Origin of the sequence: Clostridium boliviensis, assembly GCF_033342255.1 — a bacterium.
Lineage (GTDB): Bacteria > Bacillota > Clostridia > Lachnospirales > Lachnospiraceae > Lacrimispora > Lacrimispora boliviensis.
Map to the genome: position 1 here is coordinate 48,878 of NZ_JAWONS010000280.1, position 14,722 is coordinate 63,599.

Genomic DNA, 14,722 nt, shown 5'->3' on the forward strand with positions numbered 1-14,722 from the left:
GTATTTCCTCCCTGTAATAAGTCTAATCCCTGATTCTGGGTATGAGCATATTGTGCTCCATCTCTTCCTCAGAAAGGAACGGGGATAAATCCTCCAGCGGAGGGGATACCATGGTTCCGTCGGGAAGACGCTTAGCCGCTGATTTTGGCTCAAAATTCTGGTCCCTGCTGACAAATACTTCGCAGATCACAGGCCCGTCCTGTGACAGGGTGTGAAGGAGTGCCTGGTCAATCTCACCGTTGTGGCAGGCGCAGACATAGGGATATCCGTATGCAGCGGAAAGCTTCTCCATATCAGGAAAGCTTAAATCTCTGCTGTCTTCCCCGATTCCCACAAGGGGCTCACCAAAATAATTCTTCTGCGTCTGCCGGATGGAATGATAACCGCCGTTATTAATTACAAATATCTTAATTGGGAGACGGTGGTGTATAATTGTCTGCAGCTCCTGCAGATTCATCTGTATGCTTCCGTCTCCTGTCACCAGGATAATGTCTTCTCCTGGATCCGCCTTGGCAGCGCCGATGGCTGCAGGCAGGTCATATCCCATGGAGGCTACTGCAGAATTGGTAATAAAACGCTGGCCGGGCTTGATGACATATGCATGACCTCCCACAACACAGGCTGATCCATTGCCGACCACAGTAATCCGATTGGGGGGAAGACGCAGACTTAATTCTTTTATAAATGCATAAATATTGACTTCCTTCCCCTCTTCCTGATTATAATGTCTGGGAAGTACCACAGGGTACGTCTCTTTCCACATGCGGCAGGTCTCGTTCCAGGTAAGGGAGTCAATTCCCTTTCCTCCCTGAAAGAGCGGTTTATCTGCCGTTGCCATAAATTCATGATCCAAAAGGTCCTCCAGCACAGCCAGCAGCTCACTGATGTGTGCATGAATACACACATCAGCATGAACGGAGGGTTTCTTTAGTTCCTCGGGATCAATGTCATTGACAATTACAAAGGCCTCTCTGGCCCAGGTGGCATAATTATACCCCACCTGACGGATGCTTAAGCGGCTGGCAAGTGAAAGCACCAGATCACTGTTCTGGATAGCGAAGTTACCCGGACGGTCTCCCATCCCTCCGCCTCTTCCGGTGTACAGAGGATGTTCATCGTAAATGCAGTCCTGGCTGTTCCAGCCTGTCACAACCGGCACTCCCAGCTTCTTAACCACCCGGAGAAAAGCTTCATGGGCCTGTCCGATGCGGATTCCATTCCCTGCATTGATTACAGGACGAGAAGCCTTTTTGATTCTTGAAAGAATTTCTCGCACCGTATCCCGATCCGGCTTCTGGGGAAGTATCTGGCGTTTTTCACCACAACCACACGCATCCTCACGGATCTTTGCTTCGCATTCAGCTGCCCAGCCATCACCGCCCTGCTCATAATTTTCTGCATCAAATCCCATGAGATCATCGGTTTCCACGTAAGCTCCCTGGACATTCAAAGGTATATCCAGCCATGATGGCCCCGGGCGTCCGGAATACGCAAGATAGACTGCCTTTTCAAGGCAGTAGCGGATTCTCATGGGATCGATCACCATCTCACTGTATTTGGTCATGCAGTCAATAGCTCTGGTAATATCAAATTCCTGATCCCCCATGGCACGGATTCCTACACCGGACCATCTGGCCGTGGTATCATAACGGACCTGTCCTGATAAAATCAGCATGGGAATGGAATCCAGCCAGCCGCCTAACACTCCGGTTATGGCATTGGTACCCCCCGGGCCTGTCGTCACGCAGACAGCTGCCATACGTCCCCTGATTCTGGCATAGGACTCCGCAGCAATAGCACATGCCTGCTCATGGTGGTTATAGAGACAATTAAGCCCTTCCTGATGACCCAATGCATCGTTTAAATGCATGGCACCTCCTCCTGTCACGGTAAACACCTGGGAGACACCGAGTTTCACCAGCCTCTGGGCAATATAATTGGATATTTTCATTCTCATGATTATTTTCTCCTTTATTAAGGAATGGTAATGATCTGTCTGTGATTATACCACACCGAACTTTATTTTCCTATTAAAGTTTTCTTACTTTCTAATTCCTTCCTGCATTTCCATTTTTCTTCCGTTTCTTTCTCCATTTTCTTAGAATTCTCCCGAATTCCCCGTATTCACGGCATTGCAGGGTTCCCATACCAGAAGGGAAACCCCTGCCTGTTCTCAACTTTTCTCCTGTTTTGTAAGCGCCTTCCATATCTGCCATCAAACCACACTTTCTTTGTTTGGCTCATGTACGTTATAATCGCAGAGTAATGCAACTATGGATTTTCGGCCACGATAAAACTTACTGCAAAAAAGGAGAGAACATATTTATGAAAAAGCAAATGAAATTGATGGCTGTATTATCCGCTGCCGGTATTTTAACTGCTGCAGCCCCACAATTTGGGATCTTAAACACAGCCTCAACTGTCTATGCCAAAGCAACTGGCTGGGTAGAAGAAGATGGTACATGGAAATTCTATGAGGAGGGTGATTACGCCGCTACTGATTCCTGGAAGAAATACGGTAATGACTGGTATTACTTAAATGAGGATGGCGAGATCGCTACCAGCCAGGAAATTGATGAGTACTATGTAGACGAGACTGGAAAAAGAGTCTCCAATTACTGGGTCTCTGTCACCAATGACAGCTACTGGGACTCCCCTGATTCACCAGAAAACTACTGGCATTATTACGGAAAAGGCGGAGAAGCCGTTGTATCCAAATGGCAGAAGATTAACGACAACTGGTATTACTTTGACGATCAGGGACAGATGCTTACCGGAAAGGTAGAGATCGAAGGTTCCACTTATTATCTGGGTGACGAAAATGACGGCGCACAGAAAACAGGCTGGTTTCAGCTTGAAAGCGTTGATGAAAACTCTGAGAATGAATTTGCCTGGTTCTATTTTGACAAAGACGGTACCATGTTAACAGACAAAGTAGACAAAAAAATCAACGGTAACTACTACACCTTTGTAAATGGTGAAATGCAGACTGGCTGGTACAAACTTCCTGTAACAGCAACTCCTTCAGAAGCGGCCGAAAATACTGACAACAATACGTTTTTAGCAGCAGGCTATCAGTACTATGACGAAAGCGGTGCAAGAGTCGATGGCTGGAAAGAAATCGAAGGCATCGAAGGCATCAGCGCAGAAGGCGAACAGCACTGGTTCTTCTTTAAAGACGGTGCTCCTTACTTTGCGGAAAAGGGTATTGAAATATTTACTGTAAATTCCGAGAAATACGGATTTAATACTAAAGGTGAAATGCAGACAGGTCTTGAAGTTGTAACTCTGAAAGACGGAAATACTGCAAACTACTATTTCGCAGACAACGGCGTTATTAAAACTGGTAAACAGACCATCTATGATGAGGATTTAGGCGAGAACCAGATCTGGTACTTTGCGACTTCAGGATCTAAAAAGGGTCAGGGCTATACCGGCATTCTTGATGACACCCTTTACGATAACGGTTTAAGAAAAGAAGCTGATGCTGATTTAAAATTTGCTCCATATACTCTGAACGGCAAAAACTATCTGGTAAATACCAATGGTTCTCTTCAGACAGCTTCCTCTACTTCCAAGTCCACAATTAAGCCAGAGCTTGGCGCAGGCTTCAGAGATTATAAAGACACCAACGAAAAGTTCTATGTTGTTGATGTAAATGGTGTTATTCAGTAATACAAAGCACCGCTATAAATGAAACATCCGTTCAATTGCCAAAAAATCCGCAGCGAACCCGCTGCGGATTTTTATTTTTTTTTTAACAATTGGGAACCGATTGAATGTACAATATAGATAAATAGAAATATTTTTATCGATATCTCTGTTTTTGCGTTATATTTTTGTCGATTTAACGTTATATATATAGGAGTAGGTTGTTTAATATCTAAACAAAAAAAGGAGGAGACTAATGAGAGAACTTTCCGTATACTATTGTTCCAGATGCGGGTATTATGGTTATTATCAGCTGGAAAGGAATGCTGTATGCCCGAAATGCAAAGTGGACATGCTGCCGTTGTCCATCAGTTATCAGGCATTTATGGATTTGTCCTGTGAAGAAAGGGACGAACTGCTGTCTTCCCAGATCATAGCCTCGTCGTCTCCTTATGTGAAGCGTCTGCTTGTACCTCACAAAGTTAACAATAACCGGGAAGTCATCGCCCGGATGGGCGACCGCATTACTGAACTGGAGATTGAAAATGAGAAGCTGAATAAAACCATTGAATGGATGCACCAGACAATCTGGGAAATGGTACGTAAAAACAAAGGACTAAATATAAGCGGACAGGAAATCTCCCATGAGGGGATTGATCCCTGACAGGGACATACCGGGAGTGCCCCCCTGCACTCCTTACCCATCCCCTGTCAGGCGATTTTGTCAGTACTTATGTAACGTCCGATCAATCTGTTCAGCGTCTGATTCAACCTTTCAATCACTTTATGGAGTCTCGAATTTTCTTCCATCAGCTTCTCCTTCTCCATTTCTACAATCCGCAGCTTCTCAGCATCTGTCATAAAAGATACCCCCTCCTTTTCTGCTTTACTTGTAATCAATATAAGTCCTTTCGAAGTGTTTGAAAAGTAAATTTTATCGCATTTTTCGACATTTTTTATATTTTCTTGCTCAAAACTATTCATTTTACCATGGCGATTTTTAACAAAGTACTACATATGCCCTGTCGAAAAAAGCGCGCCACTAAATGTGCGATTCCCTCAAATCTTATATTGTCGACATAATTGATATCAATTATACTAGATTATTTTGTAATTTTTATAATACATACTTAACTTTTTTATCTCGTCAGATTTTTCACATTTTTAATGCCATATATCTATTTATTGATTTTTCAATCTCAAAAAGCCGGACTTATGTCCGGCTATCAATATCTTTCTATAATCAGGTAATTCCATAAGATTTACGAGTTTTTCACTCGTGTCATAAGAAGAGGAAACTTAAGCTCAAAAAGCACTTCGTTGATACGAAACAGAATCGGAACTGACCCATCGGTCTTTCTGTCACCGGAAAGGAACCAGCAGACAACCGCATCATTGGGAAGAGACGCTGATAATGCATAACCTGCCTTTCTAAGCAGGGATTGTATCTCGTCAATTCCAAGTCCCAGTGAGATGGCAATTGCCAGCAGCGTTTCCTTTGATGGGCGCTTCTGACTCCTGCTATACTGAAGCATCCGCTCACTGACATTGGCTGCCTCACAGATTGACTTGTATCTTCCCCTTCTGCCATCTAAATACTGTCTGAAATATCCACAGAAATCGTGGTCACTAAAAATGGAGATCCCTGCCTTATTAGCCAGAAGCTCTGCTTCCTCTGGATTTAAGCCAAACACTTTTGCGCAGGAAGCAATTACCTGTTTTTTGGATTCCTTTGCCTGAGTACTGTACGGATGGTTTTTCCACCAGGAAACAGCCTGTTTATTTACCCCCAGTTTCTGATAAACTTCCTCAAGTAGTCTTAAGTCATTTGATACCTTGTAGGACTTTGCCAGGTTATTTAGTGCTGTATAAAAGCTTTCCTCCAGTATCACGCCGTGATCATTGAGCCATAGTTTCGTTTTTTCACAGTCCATTTGATTCCGCCTTCCTAATATGCTGTCTCCGGCTTTTATTTCCACAAAAAATAAGCCAGCTGGTTTCTCTTCACCAGCTGGCTACATTATATCTATATTTTATTTTCCGGAGGCGGAATATCCACAAGATGCAAAAAGCCGCCATAACCAGTAAAATCAGCGTGATAAACGGTTATAAGAATCCTTATAAACCTTCATAATCAACGGTGCCAATGCAGGTTAAGTTTAAGGTATTCTCAAACAAGTCACATGGAGAAATGAAGTACTCTCTCATATCCTCCAGCTTCGTCAGATAATAAACAGCATCCTCCCGGCTTTTGTCTGCATCCTCTAAAAAAGTCTTTACAAACTGAATGCAGAAACGGGTTATTTCTATAATAATGCTGTCCGGCAGTTCCTTGGCAGACAAAAGCGGCGGAACAGCCTGGTTCTTACTTAGAGCTTCATATAGCTCACTGACTGTTTCATCCACACTTTCGTCGGTTACGACCCGGTTTTCCCCATTTACAGCAAAGATCCGGCTGTTATATCCGTCAGGGTCCTTCTGTATGACCTCCATGATCTGGTCGATCAGACGAAAACCTGTATCCCCCTTTATGTGAATCTCATATTCTGCTCCTGCTTCTTTATAACAGTGATAAGCAAACTGAGAGCACATCATGGCCTCCCTGCCATTATAAATCACTGCATCCTCCAGTTCGATTAAAATTCCCATGGCAAGCTTTACAAGCTTTGTTATAATGCCCTGCAGCCCGGCATCCCCCAATATGTTATTGGTGATGCAGTAAAGACCGATAAAAGGCAGCTGTGCGCGGGCATATGGCAATTGATCCCTGACATACCGGGCTGCAATGTCCATGACCGGCTGGCAGCTGCTGTTTTCAGGATTTAACCGCATGACATAGGCTGTCCTTGCTGTTCTGTTAAGGATGGTAGCCTCGATTGCACTGGGAGGGGTTTCTTCAATTACGGTTCCTGTTACCTTTCCGGGTCCGCAGCTCAATGCAGTATGGCTTACCGCCGATCTGGTGACCCATGCAATAATCTTTGAGATCTTGTCTTCACTTGGTTCCAGCAAAAGAATATCTCCTGCCTTCAATTCACTTACCCTGACTTTTTCGCTCATATTTCTACCTCCTGAGTTAATTGAAATATTGTTTCAGTTCCTTTACCTTGTTCCGGCTGACCAGTATCACATCCGGAATATCCTTAAAATACATATCATAGGTATAATTAATCCGCGGGCGGAACCGGTCTGCTCTGGCTAAATTGGCCAGATAGCACTTATGAGTCCGGAAAAACGAATTTTTCTTCAGCTTCTCCTCATAGAAATTCAGGGTTTTATTGCCACGGAACACGTAATCCCTGGTATGTATCATACAGGTTCCCTGTAATGCTTCTATATAAAATATATCAGCCGCAGGTATAAGAACAATATCTTCCTCCTTAAACCCGCAGATCATATCTAAATTATATGCACATTGCCCGCTGATCTCCTTAAATATCTCCTTCCCGGCAGCGGTGTTCTTTAATTTATCCAGACACTTAAAGAACCGTTCCTCCGTGTATGGTTTTAATAAATAATCCACTGCATTCAGTTCAAATGCCTTTGCAGCATACCCATTATACGCAGTTTCAAAACAGATTTTCGTCTGTGGATAAAGACTGCTGATCTGTTCTGCAATGTACATTCCGCTAATTCCCGGCATATCAATGTCCAGAAATAACAGGTCACATGGATTTTTCAGTAAATATGCCAGACCCTCTCTGGAATCAGTAAATGCTGCAGCTAAAGTAAACTCTCCCTTTTTCTTCAATAATTCCGTAAGATATTCAATTGAATTTCTTTCATCATCAATCACTACAACCTGCATTTTAACTATTCTCCCCTCTTTGGTATCTGAAAGCTGATCTTCGTTCCTTTTAACCACTGGCTTTCAATGACCAGCCTGCTGTTAAAGCATATATTAAGCCTGTAATTGATATTGCTGATTCCGACCCCGTTTTTTGTAGTATCCTTACGACCTATGGTCTCAAGAACTTCCGGCGGAATTCCTTTCCCGTTATCCTCAGTACAAATTACCAGTATCTCTCCGATTGGTGTAACACTGATCCGAATTTCCAGCTCACCGGAATCATATCCGTGCTTAATGGAATTTTCCACAAGGGGTTGAAGGGTAAGGGGTAGAATTTCATTTGAAAGAAGTTCATCCGGTGCATCAATAATAAGCTTTAAGGCACCATTCATTCTCACATTCTGCAGTTCCACATAGGCTTTCACCAGATCAAACTCCTCCCTTAGCTGATAAAGCGTATAAGTCCTGTAATCAAACCGGTATTTCACCCTTAAAAAATCAGACAGACACATCAGCATATTTTTCGCTGTCTTAATATTTGAATCCATGAGGCAGTATATGTTATTGAGAATATTAAACAGAAAATGAGGGGAAATCTGAGCCTGAAGAGATGCGATTTCCATTTCATGGGCAAGTTCCGACTGACGGAAGGTGTCTTCCACATTGACTGCCAGAACGTACCCCTGGCTAAGAAGGAAAAAAAGGACACCAAAATAATAGAAATTAAAATCGCTTACATAAGTGACATCAATATGATGCTGGATATCCACAATCTGTAAGATACAGGACAGGACATATACACAATAACCGAGAAAAATCGGGCCGGCATTTGGTTTTTTCAGACGAAATGCTTTAGCAATCAGCATGAAATAACAAAATGCATTGATCACCAGGACCGGCACAAAAATCCTGTCATCATACAAAAGGGGCAAGGCAGGAAGACAAATCAGAACAGCGGTATAAACAAAATCCAGACCCTTTAAAAAATAAAGGGGGTGAGCTTTTCCAAGCTCTGGAAACATGCTCCACAGAAAATACTGAATGGCTACAATCTGGACCATAAAGGACACATACTCAATCTTCAAAACAGCATTGATGGTAAGAAAGGGGAAAATACTGACCAGACTTTCACCGTCTATAATAGAAGCAGCGACCAATACGGAGATACAAAAAATCCATAGATATACAGACTGTGCTTTCTTATTCAGGCACCAGTTAAAAACATATAAATAGCACGCCATACCTGCAAGGATGCCGATAAAGCCAATGTTCTTCATGAGATTGAATAGTTGAAACCGGATAAGAGGTGCCTGCCTGCCAAAATACACAGGGAGTACGATACCTCCATTGTTGCAGTGAAAATTAGATACCTTCAGACGGATCACCAGATCCTTTCTATCTGTATGAAAGTAGACAAACTGAGAGGTCCAGCTTGGAATTTCGGAATTCTTATCCACCCCAACCGTTCCATTCTCCAAAATCTTTTTGTTATCAACGGAAAGTTCATATGCGCTGGACACATAATTAAGCTTCATGCAGTAATCTCCCGGAGAAGGAACTCTTAAACGGAGTTCGTACACGCCGATGCCGTGTTTTTCAAGCTTTTTCCCGTTAATTACCGTCCCGCGCCAGCTTTCGGGTACATTTAATGATCCGGCTTGGCGGGCGCCGTCTGTATCGAATGTCCCTTCATAAAATTTCCAGGTGCCATTTAACCGAATTGCCTTATCTTCTATGTTCTCATTTGACAGGTTTAAGAATCCATCTGATATGGGATATGTAATATATTGATTCCTGATACTGACCAGCCCTGATATAATGCATACTGACAGAATTAAAAATAACAGGGCATTTCTACTTTTTTTGCGTTTATCATTCATTATTTTTATCTTCCCTCAGACCAGTTGCATTTTTGTTTCATTTTACTATTTGTGGAAACATATGGCAAGATAAAAATTTTACTTATATTGTGACATAAGAAAAAGAGCAAGCGGTTATTGATGCTGCTTACCGCTTACCCTCTCTCATATTTTGTTTCTGAAAAAAGACATTTTAAGAAATACGAGCCCCATCCGGTCCCACCCGATGTCCATCGGAAGTTCCTGTATTTCTCAGCATGGAACCTTTCGTTCCATCTGCTGCCTCGCTGAAATAATACCACTTACCATCAATCATATTCCATCCGGTATACATGGAGCCCTTTTTACCGTCACTGACCGGATTTAAATAATAGACATTTCCTTTGTAATCAAACCAGCCAGTTACCAAGTAACCTTTTTCATCAAAGAAATACCAGTCCTTTGATCCTGACCAGTCCGTGTACACCCACCGGTTTGCCACTCTGCTTCCATCTTTTCCGGAAAGTCTCCAGCCAGTATCGTCCTGCTTCCAGGTTCCTGGATAGTAATGATCTTCGTCTCCGCCTGTTGATTTCCATCCAGGCTCTATAATCTCCCTGTCATCATCGTCATCATCGCTGTTGTGATCCCGCGGTGGTTCTTTTACCCTGACAGTGAATTCATCTTTAAACTCTTTCTCATTACCATTCCTGTCTGTACCGTAATAAATAACCTTAACGTGCCGTGTTCCTGTTCTGGCAAGATTATATTCCAGATCATACTGATCCTCTGATAAAGCTATTTTTCTGACTGCATTTGAGGGACTGGCTTTCTGATATTCTGTTACCTCAAGCCCCTGGGTATCCAAATCCTCTCCAAGTGTATAGCTTACCTTATCCGGCCTTTTTGCCACCCTGATCCGAAGAGTATAGTATTCCTGCTCTGCCTCTTCTTCAAGGACCGTTACCTCAACGGTTACTTCCAGAGGAATACCCGCCGGGTTAATTACGTTATCCGGCAGCTCTACGGTTCCATCTATGGTAAATATCTGCTCTTCACTTAAGCCCGGATCATAGGAACTGGAGTCCAGATCCCAGTCCACATCCGCCTGAACGTTTCCGTCGTCGGTTCCCAGCAGAACTTTAGCTGGAATCCCCAATGCAGTCAATGTTTTGGCAGTCCCGTTTGTAATTCCTTTTACAGGAGAGATAGAATAAATCCGTTTCAGCGTTTTATCAGTCAATGATTCTGCATCAACAGTTACCTCTGCAGTGACAGAAAGGGATACTCCATCCGGGTTAACCACTTTGGCAGGCAGATTAATGGTACCCTCCACCTCGAAGGTCTGAGCTGCTTTCTGGTCGGGATCATAGGAGCAGGCTGCCACATTCCAGGTGACACCTGTTGATACAGTTCCCTGATCAGTTTCAAGAATGACATTGTCAGGCAGTTGCAGTGATGAGACCGTTTTCACTGAGCCATTGGGAATGCCGGTAATGGGAGTTACCGGTACAATGCTCACCAGAGTCATATCCGCCGGCAATTTAGATTTAACCGTAACACGGACAGTTACATCTAAGGAAATACCATCCGGATTACTGATATAGTCAGGAAGACTGACTGTTCCTTCCACATCGAAAGTCTGCTCTGGCTCCTGATCCGGATCATAGGTGCAGGCTGCCACATTCCAGGTGACATCTGCGTCTTTAAGTCCTGAAGAAGTAACAAGACTTACTGTTTCAGGCAGACCGAGTGCAGCAGCTGTTTTTGCTGAACCATTGGGGATTCCGGTTACTGCGTCAGGCTGTGTGACTGATCTTAGCGGGACTTTTGTTGCTGTAATTAATATAGCATAGGTTTCGGTTGATTCCAGCATTCCGTCATAGGCTTTAAACACCAGGGTGTGGGATCCTGCCGAAGTAACTGTATAGTTAAAGTGATCATCGGCTGATACTTCAGGGTTATCGTCAATCTTTACCATAAAGGTCAATGGATCATCGTCCGGATCCACAAATACATTTTCCAGGCCTATATAAAATTGGGAATTTACCGGAGTTGTAATTGACATTGATTCTTCTAATCCACTTTTCCTCACCGGTGCACGGTTTGGCTGTTTCACATTCAGGGTTACTGTGTATGTGTCCGTGGATTCATCATTTCCGTCATAGGCTTTAAACACCAGGGTATATGATCCTGTGGCGGTTGGGGTAAATGTATAGTCTTTATTGATGATCTCCTCCGCATTGTCATTTACCTTTACTTTATAGTTTAGGGGATCCGTGTCAGGATCCTCAAATATTGTACCTAAGTCCAGGTTATATGGTGTTTTTACCGGAATGCTGTTGGTTGAAGATGCTCCTATACCGCTTCTTCTGACTGGAGCATCATTTACACGTTGTACCTGCACCGTAGTATAGACTGGTTCTGATGCATTGAAGTTATCTGAAACCGATACCATTACGGTTCTGGGATTAATATTGGGATTTGCTGCGTTTGTATTTTTGTATACAATCGCCTTTAACAGAGCAGCGACACTGGTATCACTGGCATTGGCATTCAACGAGACGGTTAGATTCATTCCTGTTCCCCCTGCCAAATACGTGCCAATTGGTGTTCCGTTATAGGAAACATTGTCTCCAGACAGTGTAATACCTCCTGTTTGAGTAAGCTCCAGCACATCTTCTGAGGCAACGACATTACTGGTAATGGAAGCGGTAACCGAACCGGTCTCGTAGGTTCTGCCGAAACTGTCATCTACCTTTACTGTAACATTTTGATCCTGATCCAGAGGTACCGGCATTTCATCTTCGGTATAGGTTACAAGATCACTATTTAAATTTGAAATAATTGGGGGAGCTGGCGCTTGCGTAAGGATTACGCTCAGCCCATCAAAATCAACAAAATCACTTGCATCATCTGGATAAGTGACTGATGCTTCCAGTATGACACGGATCATTTTAACTTTTGATTTCACATACAAAACTGGAGCTGTAACTGTTTCCCAGGCTGGATTACCGGTATTGATCCCAGCTGAACTCTTACTCACCTCATAACTGCTCCCAACGGGTACGCCGCTTCCTTCTGTATTATCATACAGTTCAATCCGGATCGCTCCTTTATCTGCATTCATATAGGGGAATACCTGAACAGACGCATTTAGATTGTAATATCCTGGAGTGCTTAAAATATAATCTTTATAAATTTTTCCCACATCTGTAGTTTTAGAATCATAAGCTGCACTATATTCAATAATTTCATTCTTTTCATCGTTATCATTTCTATCTTTTGGTGAAGGTTCTGCTACAAGATTTAAATCATTGTACTGATACCAGTCAGCATTCGGGAATATAGAAGTAAAATCGAAATTGCTTTCGGTATCAATGCTTTTTCCAATCCAGTCTGCGATTGAAGATGCATCATGATCATTTGAACTCAATAATTCTCCTGTCTCACCATACACATATACTGGTACTGCTGTTATAAGCAGTGCAGCAATGAGTACCCCGCTTAAAAAGCGGGATTTTTTGTTTAAAACCATCTCATCCCTCTCTCCATTATAATTCTCAAAGGCATAAAGAGAAATAATCTTTCTGCTCTATGCCGCTGAGATCATTTAATTGGTTCTGTCATGTTGTTTTATTTATATTAAAAATATAGGTTCTGCTGTCAACTCCGATTTTGGAAGTAACTACAATATTAATTGAATTTAATCCGTCACAGAGTGGTATTGCCTGGCCGCTGTTATATGAAACACCATTTAATGTAATGACAACCGCTGACTCTGGATCTTCTGCTGAAGGAGTGACTTTTGTACTGGCAAGATTTCGGGCAGTCAGATTATAACTGTACGTGGTTTTTGAAAAACCAGGTATACGAAAACCAGTCATTATAACTGAATCAAGATACGGACTACTCGCCCTTGTAACGGCTACCTGGTAAGTCATAGTATATCCGCCTTCCGAAGTCACCTTAATTTCAACACTATTTGATCCGGTATTCAACTCAACGGATGCTTTTCCATCGATCAGTTCCTGCCCGTTTACTGTAATAACTGCGGTTGATACAGAAGCAATCGGGAGCACTGTGATACAATCAGAATCATATCCGACATTGGCGGTATAGGTAAGCCCATCCGGGGCAAACGCCGGACTCAGCGCTGCTTCATGCCCTTCCTTATCTTTTATTTCCAGCGATGCCAGAACGACCATTTCTGTTTCAATCAGTTCCAGCTCCATAACGGACGCAGCGGATCTATTGGCCTGTAATCCGCCGTCACCAGGTACATAGAGTCTGAAATATCTGGCGCATACCGGACTTTGCAGCGCACGAGTGCATATATTGTCGTTGTTACCGGCTACAGAATCCACTACGGTCCAATTGGTGCCGTCTGAACTGCTTTCCAGCCGGAATGACGTCATACAATAATCGGCGGGCCACCCTGCCTGTTTTCCCATACTTTTTAAGGTCCACTGCCCCACCCAGCAGGATCTTTTTAAATCGAGGCACAGCCACCCCGGGAGAGCCGCACACAGCCATCTGGAGGTGGGGTCGTCGACTATACCGTTTACCGCTCTGCCTGGTTCATAGGGATCGACATAACTGCTTGCTGTTATATCTGCATTGAAAGCCAAATTAATACCCATATTTATCTCATCAATCCTTTCCGGTAAATTAAAATACAGTTGCTTATCGATACCCACATCTATCTAGTACCGATCAGGAAACATACCATCTGTTACTATGACATAATGAACGTTGGGGTTAGGTTCAAACCCTTTTAGATTGGGAACGCGAAACGTAGAAGAACCGTTACCTCCAAACGTAAATCCAATTAAAGCAAACAGCAGCTGAAACAGCTGAACCGGATATTCCTGCCCATCACAGTACAGCGTGCCTTCAGGGGCAAACATATAAGGTACTGGAATGATTTCACCTACTAAAAATTCATCCATGCATTTTATCTCCTTTCCTGTCCTTGAATCAGGGGTGCAGCAAAATCATGATCTTTGGGGGTACAGACCCTGAACTGCTATGTAATACTTCATTTGGTTGGTATTAGCGAGAGGATTGGCATTTCTTAAGTCTGGAATGTTAAAATTTGCAGATCCATTTCCGCCAAAATTAGTTCCTATGAGAGAATATAACGCCTGATTTTGCATGATTGGCAGTGACCTTCCGTCGCAGAGCATCCAGCCTCTGGGTTCAAAGTTGTAGGGAAAAAGCTGTATCTGACCAATATATGGGTCCATAAAAAATTCCTCCTTCATCTCATTCTTATAGGCAGCGTGGCGTAAAACCCGGACATCCGCAGATGTGCGGGGCTTTAGCGTTATACCATGCTGTGGATACCTTAGCATACTACATATGAAGGAAGTGAAACACGAAATAAATTTTGACTTTTGGGATTTTTTGATAAGAATATAAAGATAATAATCAGATTATA

General features: G+C 43.0%; 13 protein-coding genes. 2 read left to right on the plus strand and 11 right to left on the minus strand.

Translation table 11 applies throughout. From position 1 onward, the window contains the following. Positions 1-22 precede the first annotated feature (22 nt). Both RZO55_RS18915 and RZO55_RS18920 read right to left on the minus strand, forming a co-directional pair. Positions 23-1,957 carry a thiamine pyrophosphate-binding protein gene (locus RZO55_RS18915; RefSeq protein ID WP_318065816.1) on the minus strand — a complete coding sequence of 645 codons (1,935 nt, stop codon included), beginning with the start codon at positions 1,955-1,957 and terminating at the stop codon, positions 23-25. Positions 1,958-2,048: 91 nt separating this feature from the next. Then, on the minus strand, positions 2,049-2,216 hold the full coding sequence (locus RZO55_RS18920) for a hypothetical protein (RefSeq protein WP_318065817.1): 168 nt from the start codon (positions 2,214-2,216) through the stop codon (positions 2,049-2,051). 109 nt (positions 2,217-2,325) lie between these two features. On the opposite strand from RZO55_RS18920, the gene RZO55_RS18925 reads away from it, so the two are divergent. After that, positions 2,326-3,675: a PspC-like choline-binding domain-containing protein gene (locus RZO55_RS18925; RefSeq protein WP_318065818.1), complete on the plus strand. Its 1,350-nt coding sequence runs from the start codon at positions 2,326-2,328 to the stop codon at positions 3,673-3,675. A gap of 232 nt (positions 3,676-3,907) precedes the next feature. Then, positions 3,908-4,315 (plus strand): hypothetical protein, encoded by a 408-nt coding sequence (locus tag RZO55_RS18930; RefSeq protein WP_318065819.1) that lies wholly within the window; start codon positions 3,908-3,910, stop codon positions 4,313-4,315. Positions 4,316-4,362: 47 nt separating this feature from the next. Here RZO55_RS18930 and RZO55_RS18935 read toward each other — a convergent pair whose 3' ends face one another. The 9 genes from RZO55_RS18935 to RZO55_RS18975 all read right to left on the minus strand — a co-directional run bounded on the left by RZO55_RS18935 (position 4,363) and on the right by RZO55_RS18975 (position 14,528). Next, positions 4,363-4,512 (minus strand): hypothetical protein, encoded by a 150-nt coding sequence (locus tag RZO55_RS18935; RefSeq protein ID WP_166432488.1) that lies wholly within the window; start codon positions 4,510-4,512, stop codon positions 4,363-4,365. 401 nt (positions 4,513-4,913) lie between these two features. Beyond that, positions 4,914-5,585, minus strand: a complete 672-nt coding sequence (locus tag RZO55_RS18940; protein WP_318065820.1) for a hypothetical protein — start codon at positions 5,583-5,585, stop codon at positions 4,914-4,916. A 184-nt stretch (positions 5,586-5,769) separates the two neighbouring features. Next, positions 5,770-6,711, minus strand: a complete 942-nt coding sequence (locus RZO55_RS18945) for a hypothetical protein (protein ID WP_318065821.1) — start codon at positions 6,709-6,711, stop codon at positions 5,770-5,772. Between the two features lie 16 nt (positions 6,712-6,727). After that, a complete protein-coding gene (locus RZO55_RS18950; protein WP_318065822.1) occupies positions 6,728-7,459 on the minus strand; it encodes a LytR/AlgR family response regulator transcription factor in 732 nt (243 codons plus the stop codon). A gap of 5 nt (positions 7,460-7,464) precedes the next feature. Continuing rightward, positions 7,465-9,321 carry a sensor histidine kinase gene (locus RZO55_RS18955; RefSeq protein WP_318065823.1) on the minus strand — a complete coding sequence of 619 codons (1,857 nt, stop codon included), beginning with the start codon at positions 9,319-9,321 and terminating at the stop codon, positions 7,465-7,467. Between the two features lie 172 nt (positions 9,322-9,493). Further along, a complete protein-coding gene (locus tag RZO55_RS18960) occupies positions 9,494-12,817 on the minus strand; it encodes a bacterial Ig-like domain-containing protein (RefSeq protein WP_318065824.1) in 3,324 nt (1,107 codons plus the stop codon). Between the two features lie 88 nt (positions 12,818-12,905). Beyond that, positions 12,906-13,922: a cadherin-like beta sandwich domain-containing protein gene (locus RZO55_RS18965; RefSeq protein WP_318065825.1), complete on the minus strand. Its 1,017-nt coding sequence runs from the start codon at positions 13,920-13,922 to the stop codon at positions 12,906-12,908. Positions 13,923-13,985: 63 nt separating this feature from the next. Next, positions 13,986-14,231: a phage tail protein gene (locus tag RZO55_RS18970; protein ID WP_318065826.1), complete on the minus strand. Its 246-nt coding sequence runs from the start codon at positions 14,229-14,231 to the stop codon at positions 13,986-13,988. Between the two features lie 45 nt (positions 14,232-14,276). Beyond that, on the minus strand, positions 14,277-14,528 hold the full coding sequence (locus RZO55_RS18975) for a phage tail protein (protein WP_318065827.1): 252 nt from the start codon (positions 14,526-14,528) through the stop codon (positions 14,277-14,279). Positions 14,529-14,722: the final 194 nt, after the last annotated feature.

Excerpts from the sequence above, each read along its gene's own strand:
- RZO55_RS18950 (WP_318065822.1), bottom strand. The coding sequence starts at position 7,459 with ATGCAGGTTGTAGTGATTGATGATGAAAGAAATTCAATTGAATATCTT.
- RZO55_RS18915 (WP_318065816.1), bottom strand. The coding sequence starts at position 1,957 with ATGAGAATGAAAATATCCAATTATATTGCCCAGAGGCTGGTGAAACTC.
- RZO55_RS18925 (WP_318065818.1), top strand. The coding sequence starts at position 2,326 with ATGAAAAAGCAAATGAAATTGATGGCTGTATTATCCGCTGCCGGTATT.
- RZO55_RS18960 (WP_318065824.1), bottom strand. The coding sequence starts at position 12,817 with ATGGTTTTAAACAAAAAATCCCGCTTTTTAAGCGGGGTACTCATTGCT.
- RZO55_RS18965 (WP_318065825.1), bottom strand. The coding sequence starts at position 13,922 with ATGGGTATTAATTTGGCTTTCAATGCAGATATAACAGCAAGCAGTTAT.
- RZO55_RS18940 (WP_318065820.1), bottom strand. The coding sequence starts at position 5,585 with ATGGACTGTGAAAAAACGAAACTATGGCTCAATGATCACGGCGTGATA.
- RZO55_RS18935 (WP_166432488.1), bottom strand. The coding sequence starts at position 4,512 with ATGACAGATGCTGAGAAGCTGCGGATTGTAGAAATGGAGAAGGAGAAG.
- RZO55_RS18920 (WP_318065817.1), bottom strand. The coding sequence starts at position 2,216 with ATGGCAGATATGGAAGGCGCTTACAAAACAGGAGAAAAGTTGAGAACA.
- RZO55_RS18930 (WP_318065819.1), top strand. The coding sequence starts at position 3,908 with ATGAGAGAACTTTCCGTATACTATTGTTCCAGATGCGGGTATTATGGT.
- RZO55_RS18975 (WP_318065827.1), bottom strand. The coding sequence starts at position 14,528 with ATGGACCCATATATTGGTCAGATACAGCTTTTTCCCTACAACTTTGAA.
- RZO55_RS18970 (WP_318065826.1), bottom strand. The coding sequence starts at position 14,231 with ATGGATGAATTTTTAGTAGGTGAAATCATTCCAGTACCTTATATGTTT.
- RZO55_RS18945 (WP_318065821.1), bottom strand. The coding sequence starts at position 6,711 with ATGAGCGAAAAAGTCAGGGTAAGTGAATTGAAGGCAGGAGATATTCTT.
- RZO55_RS18955 (WP_318065823.1), bottom strand. The coding sequence starts at position 9,321 with ATGAATGATAAACGCAAAAAAAGTAGAAATGCCCTGTTATTTTTAATT.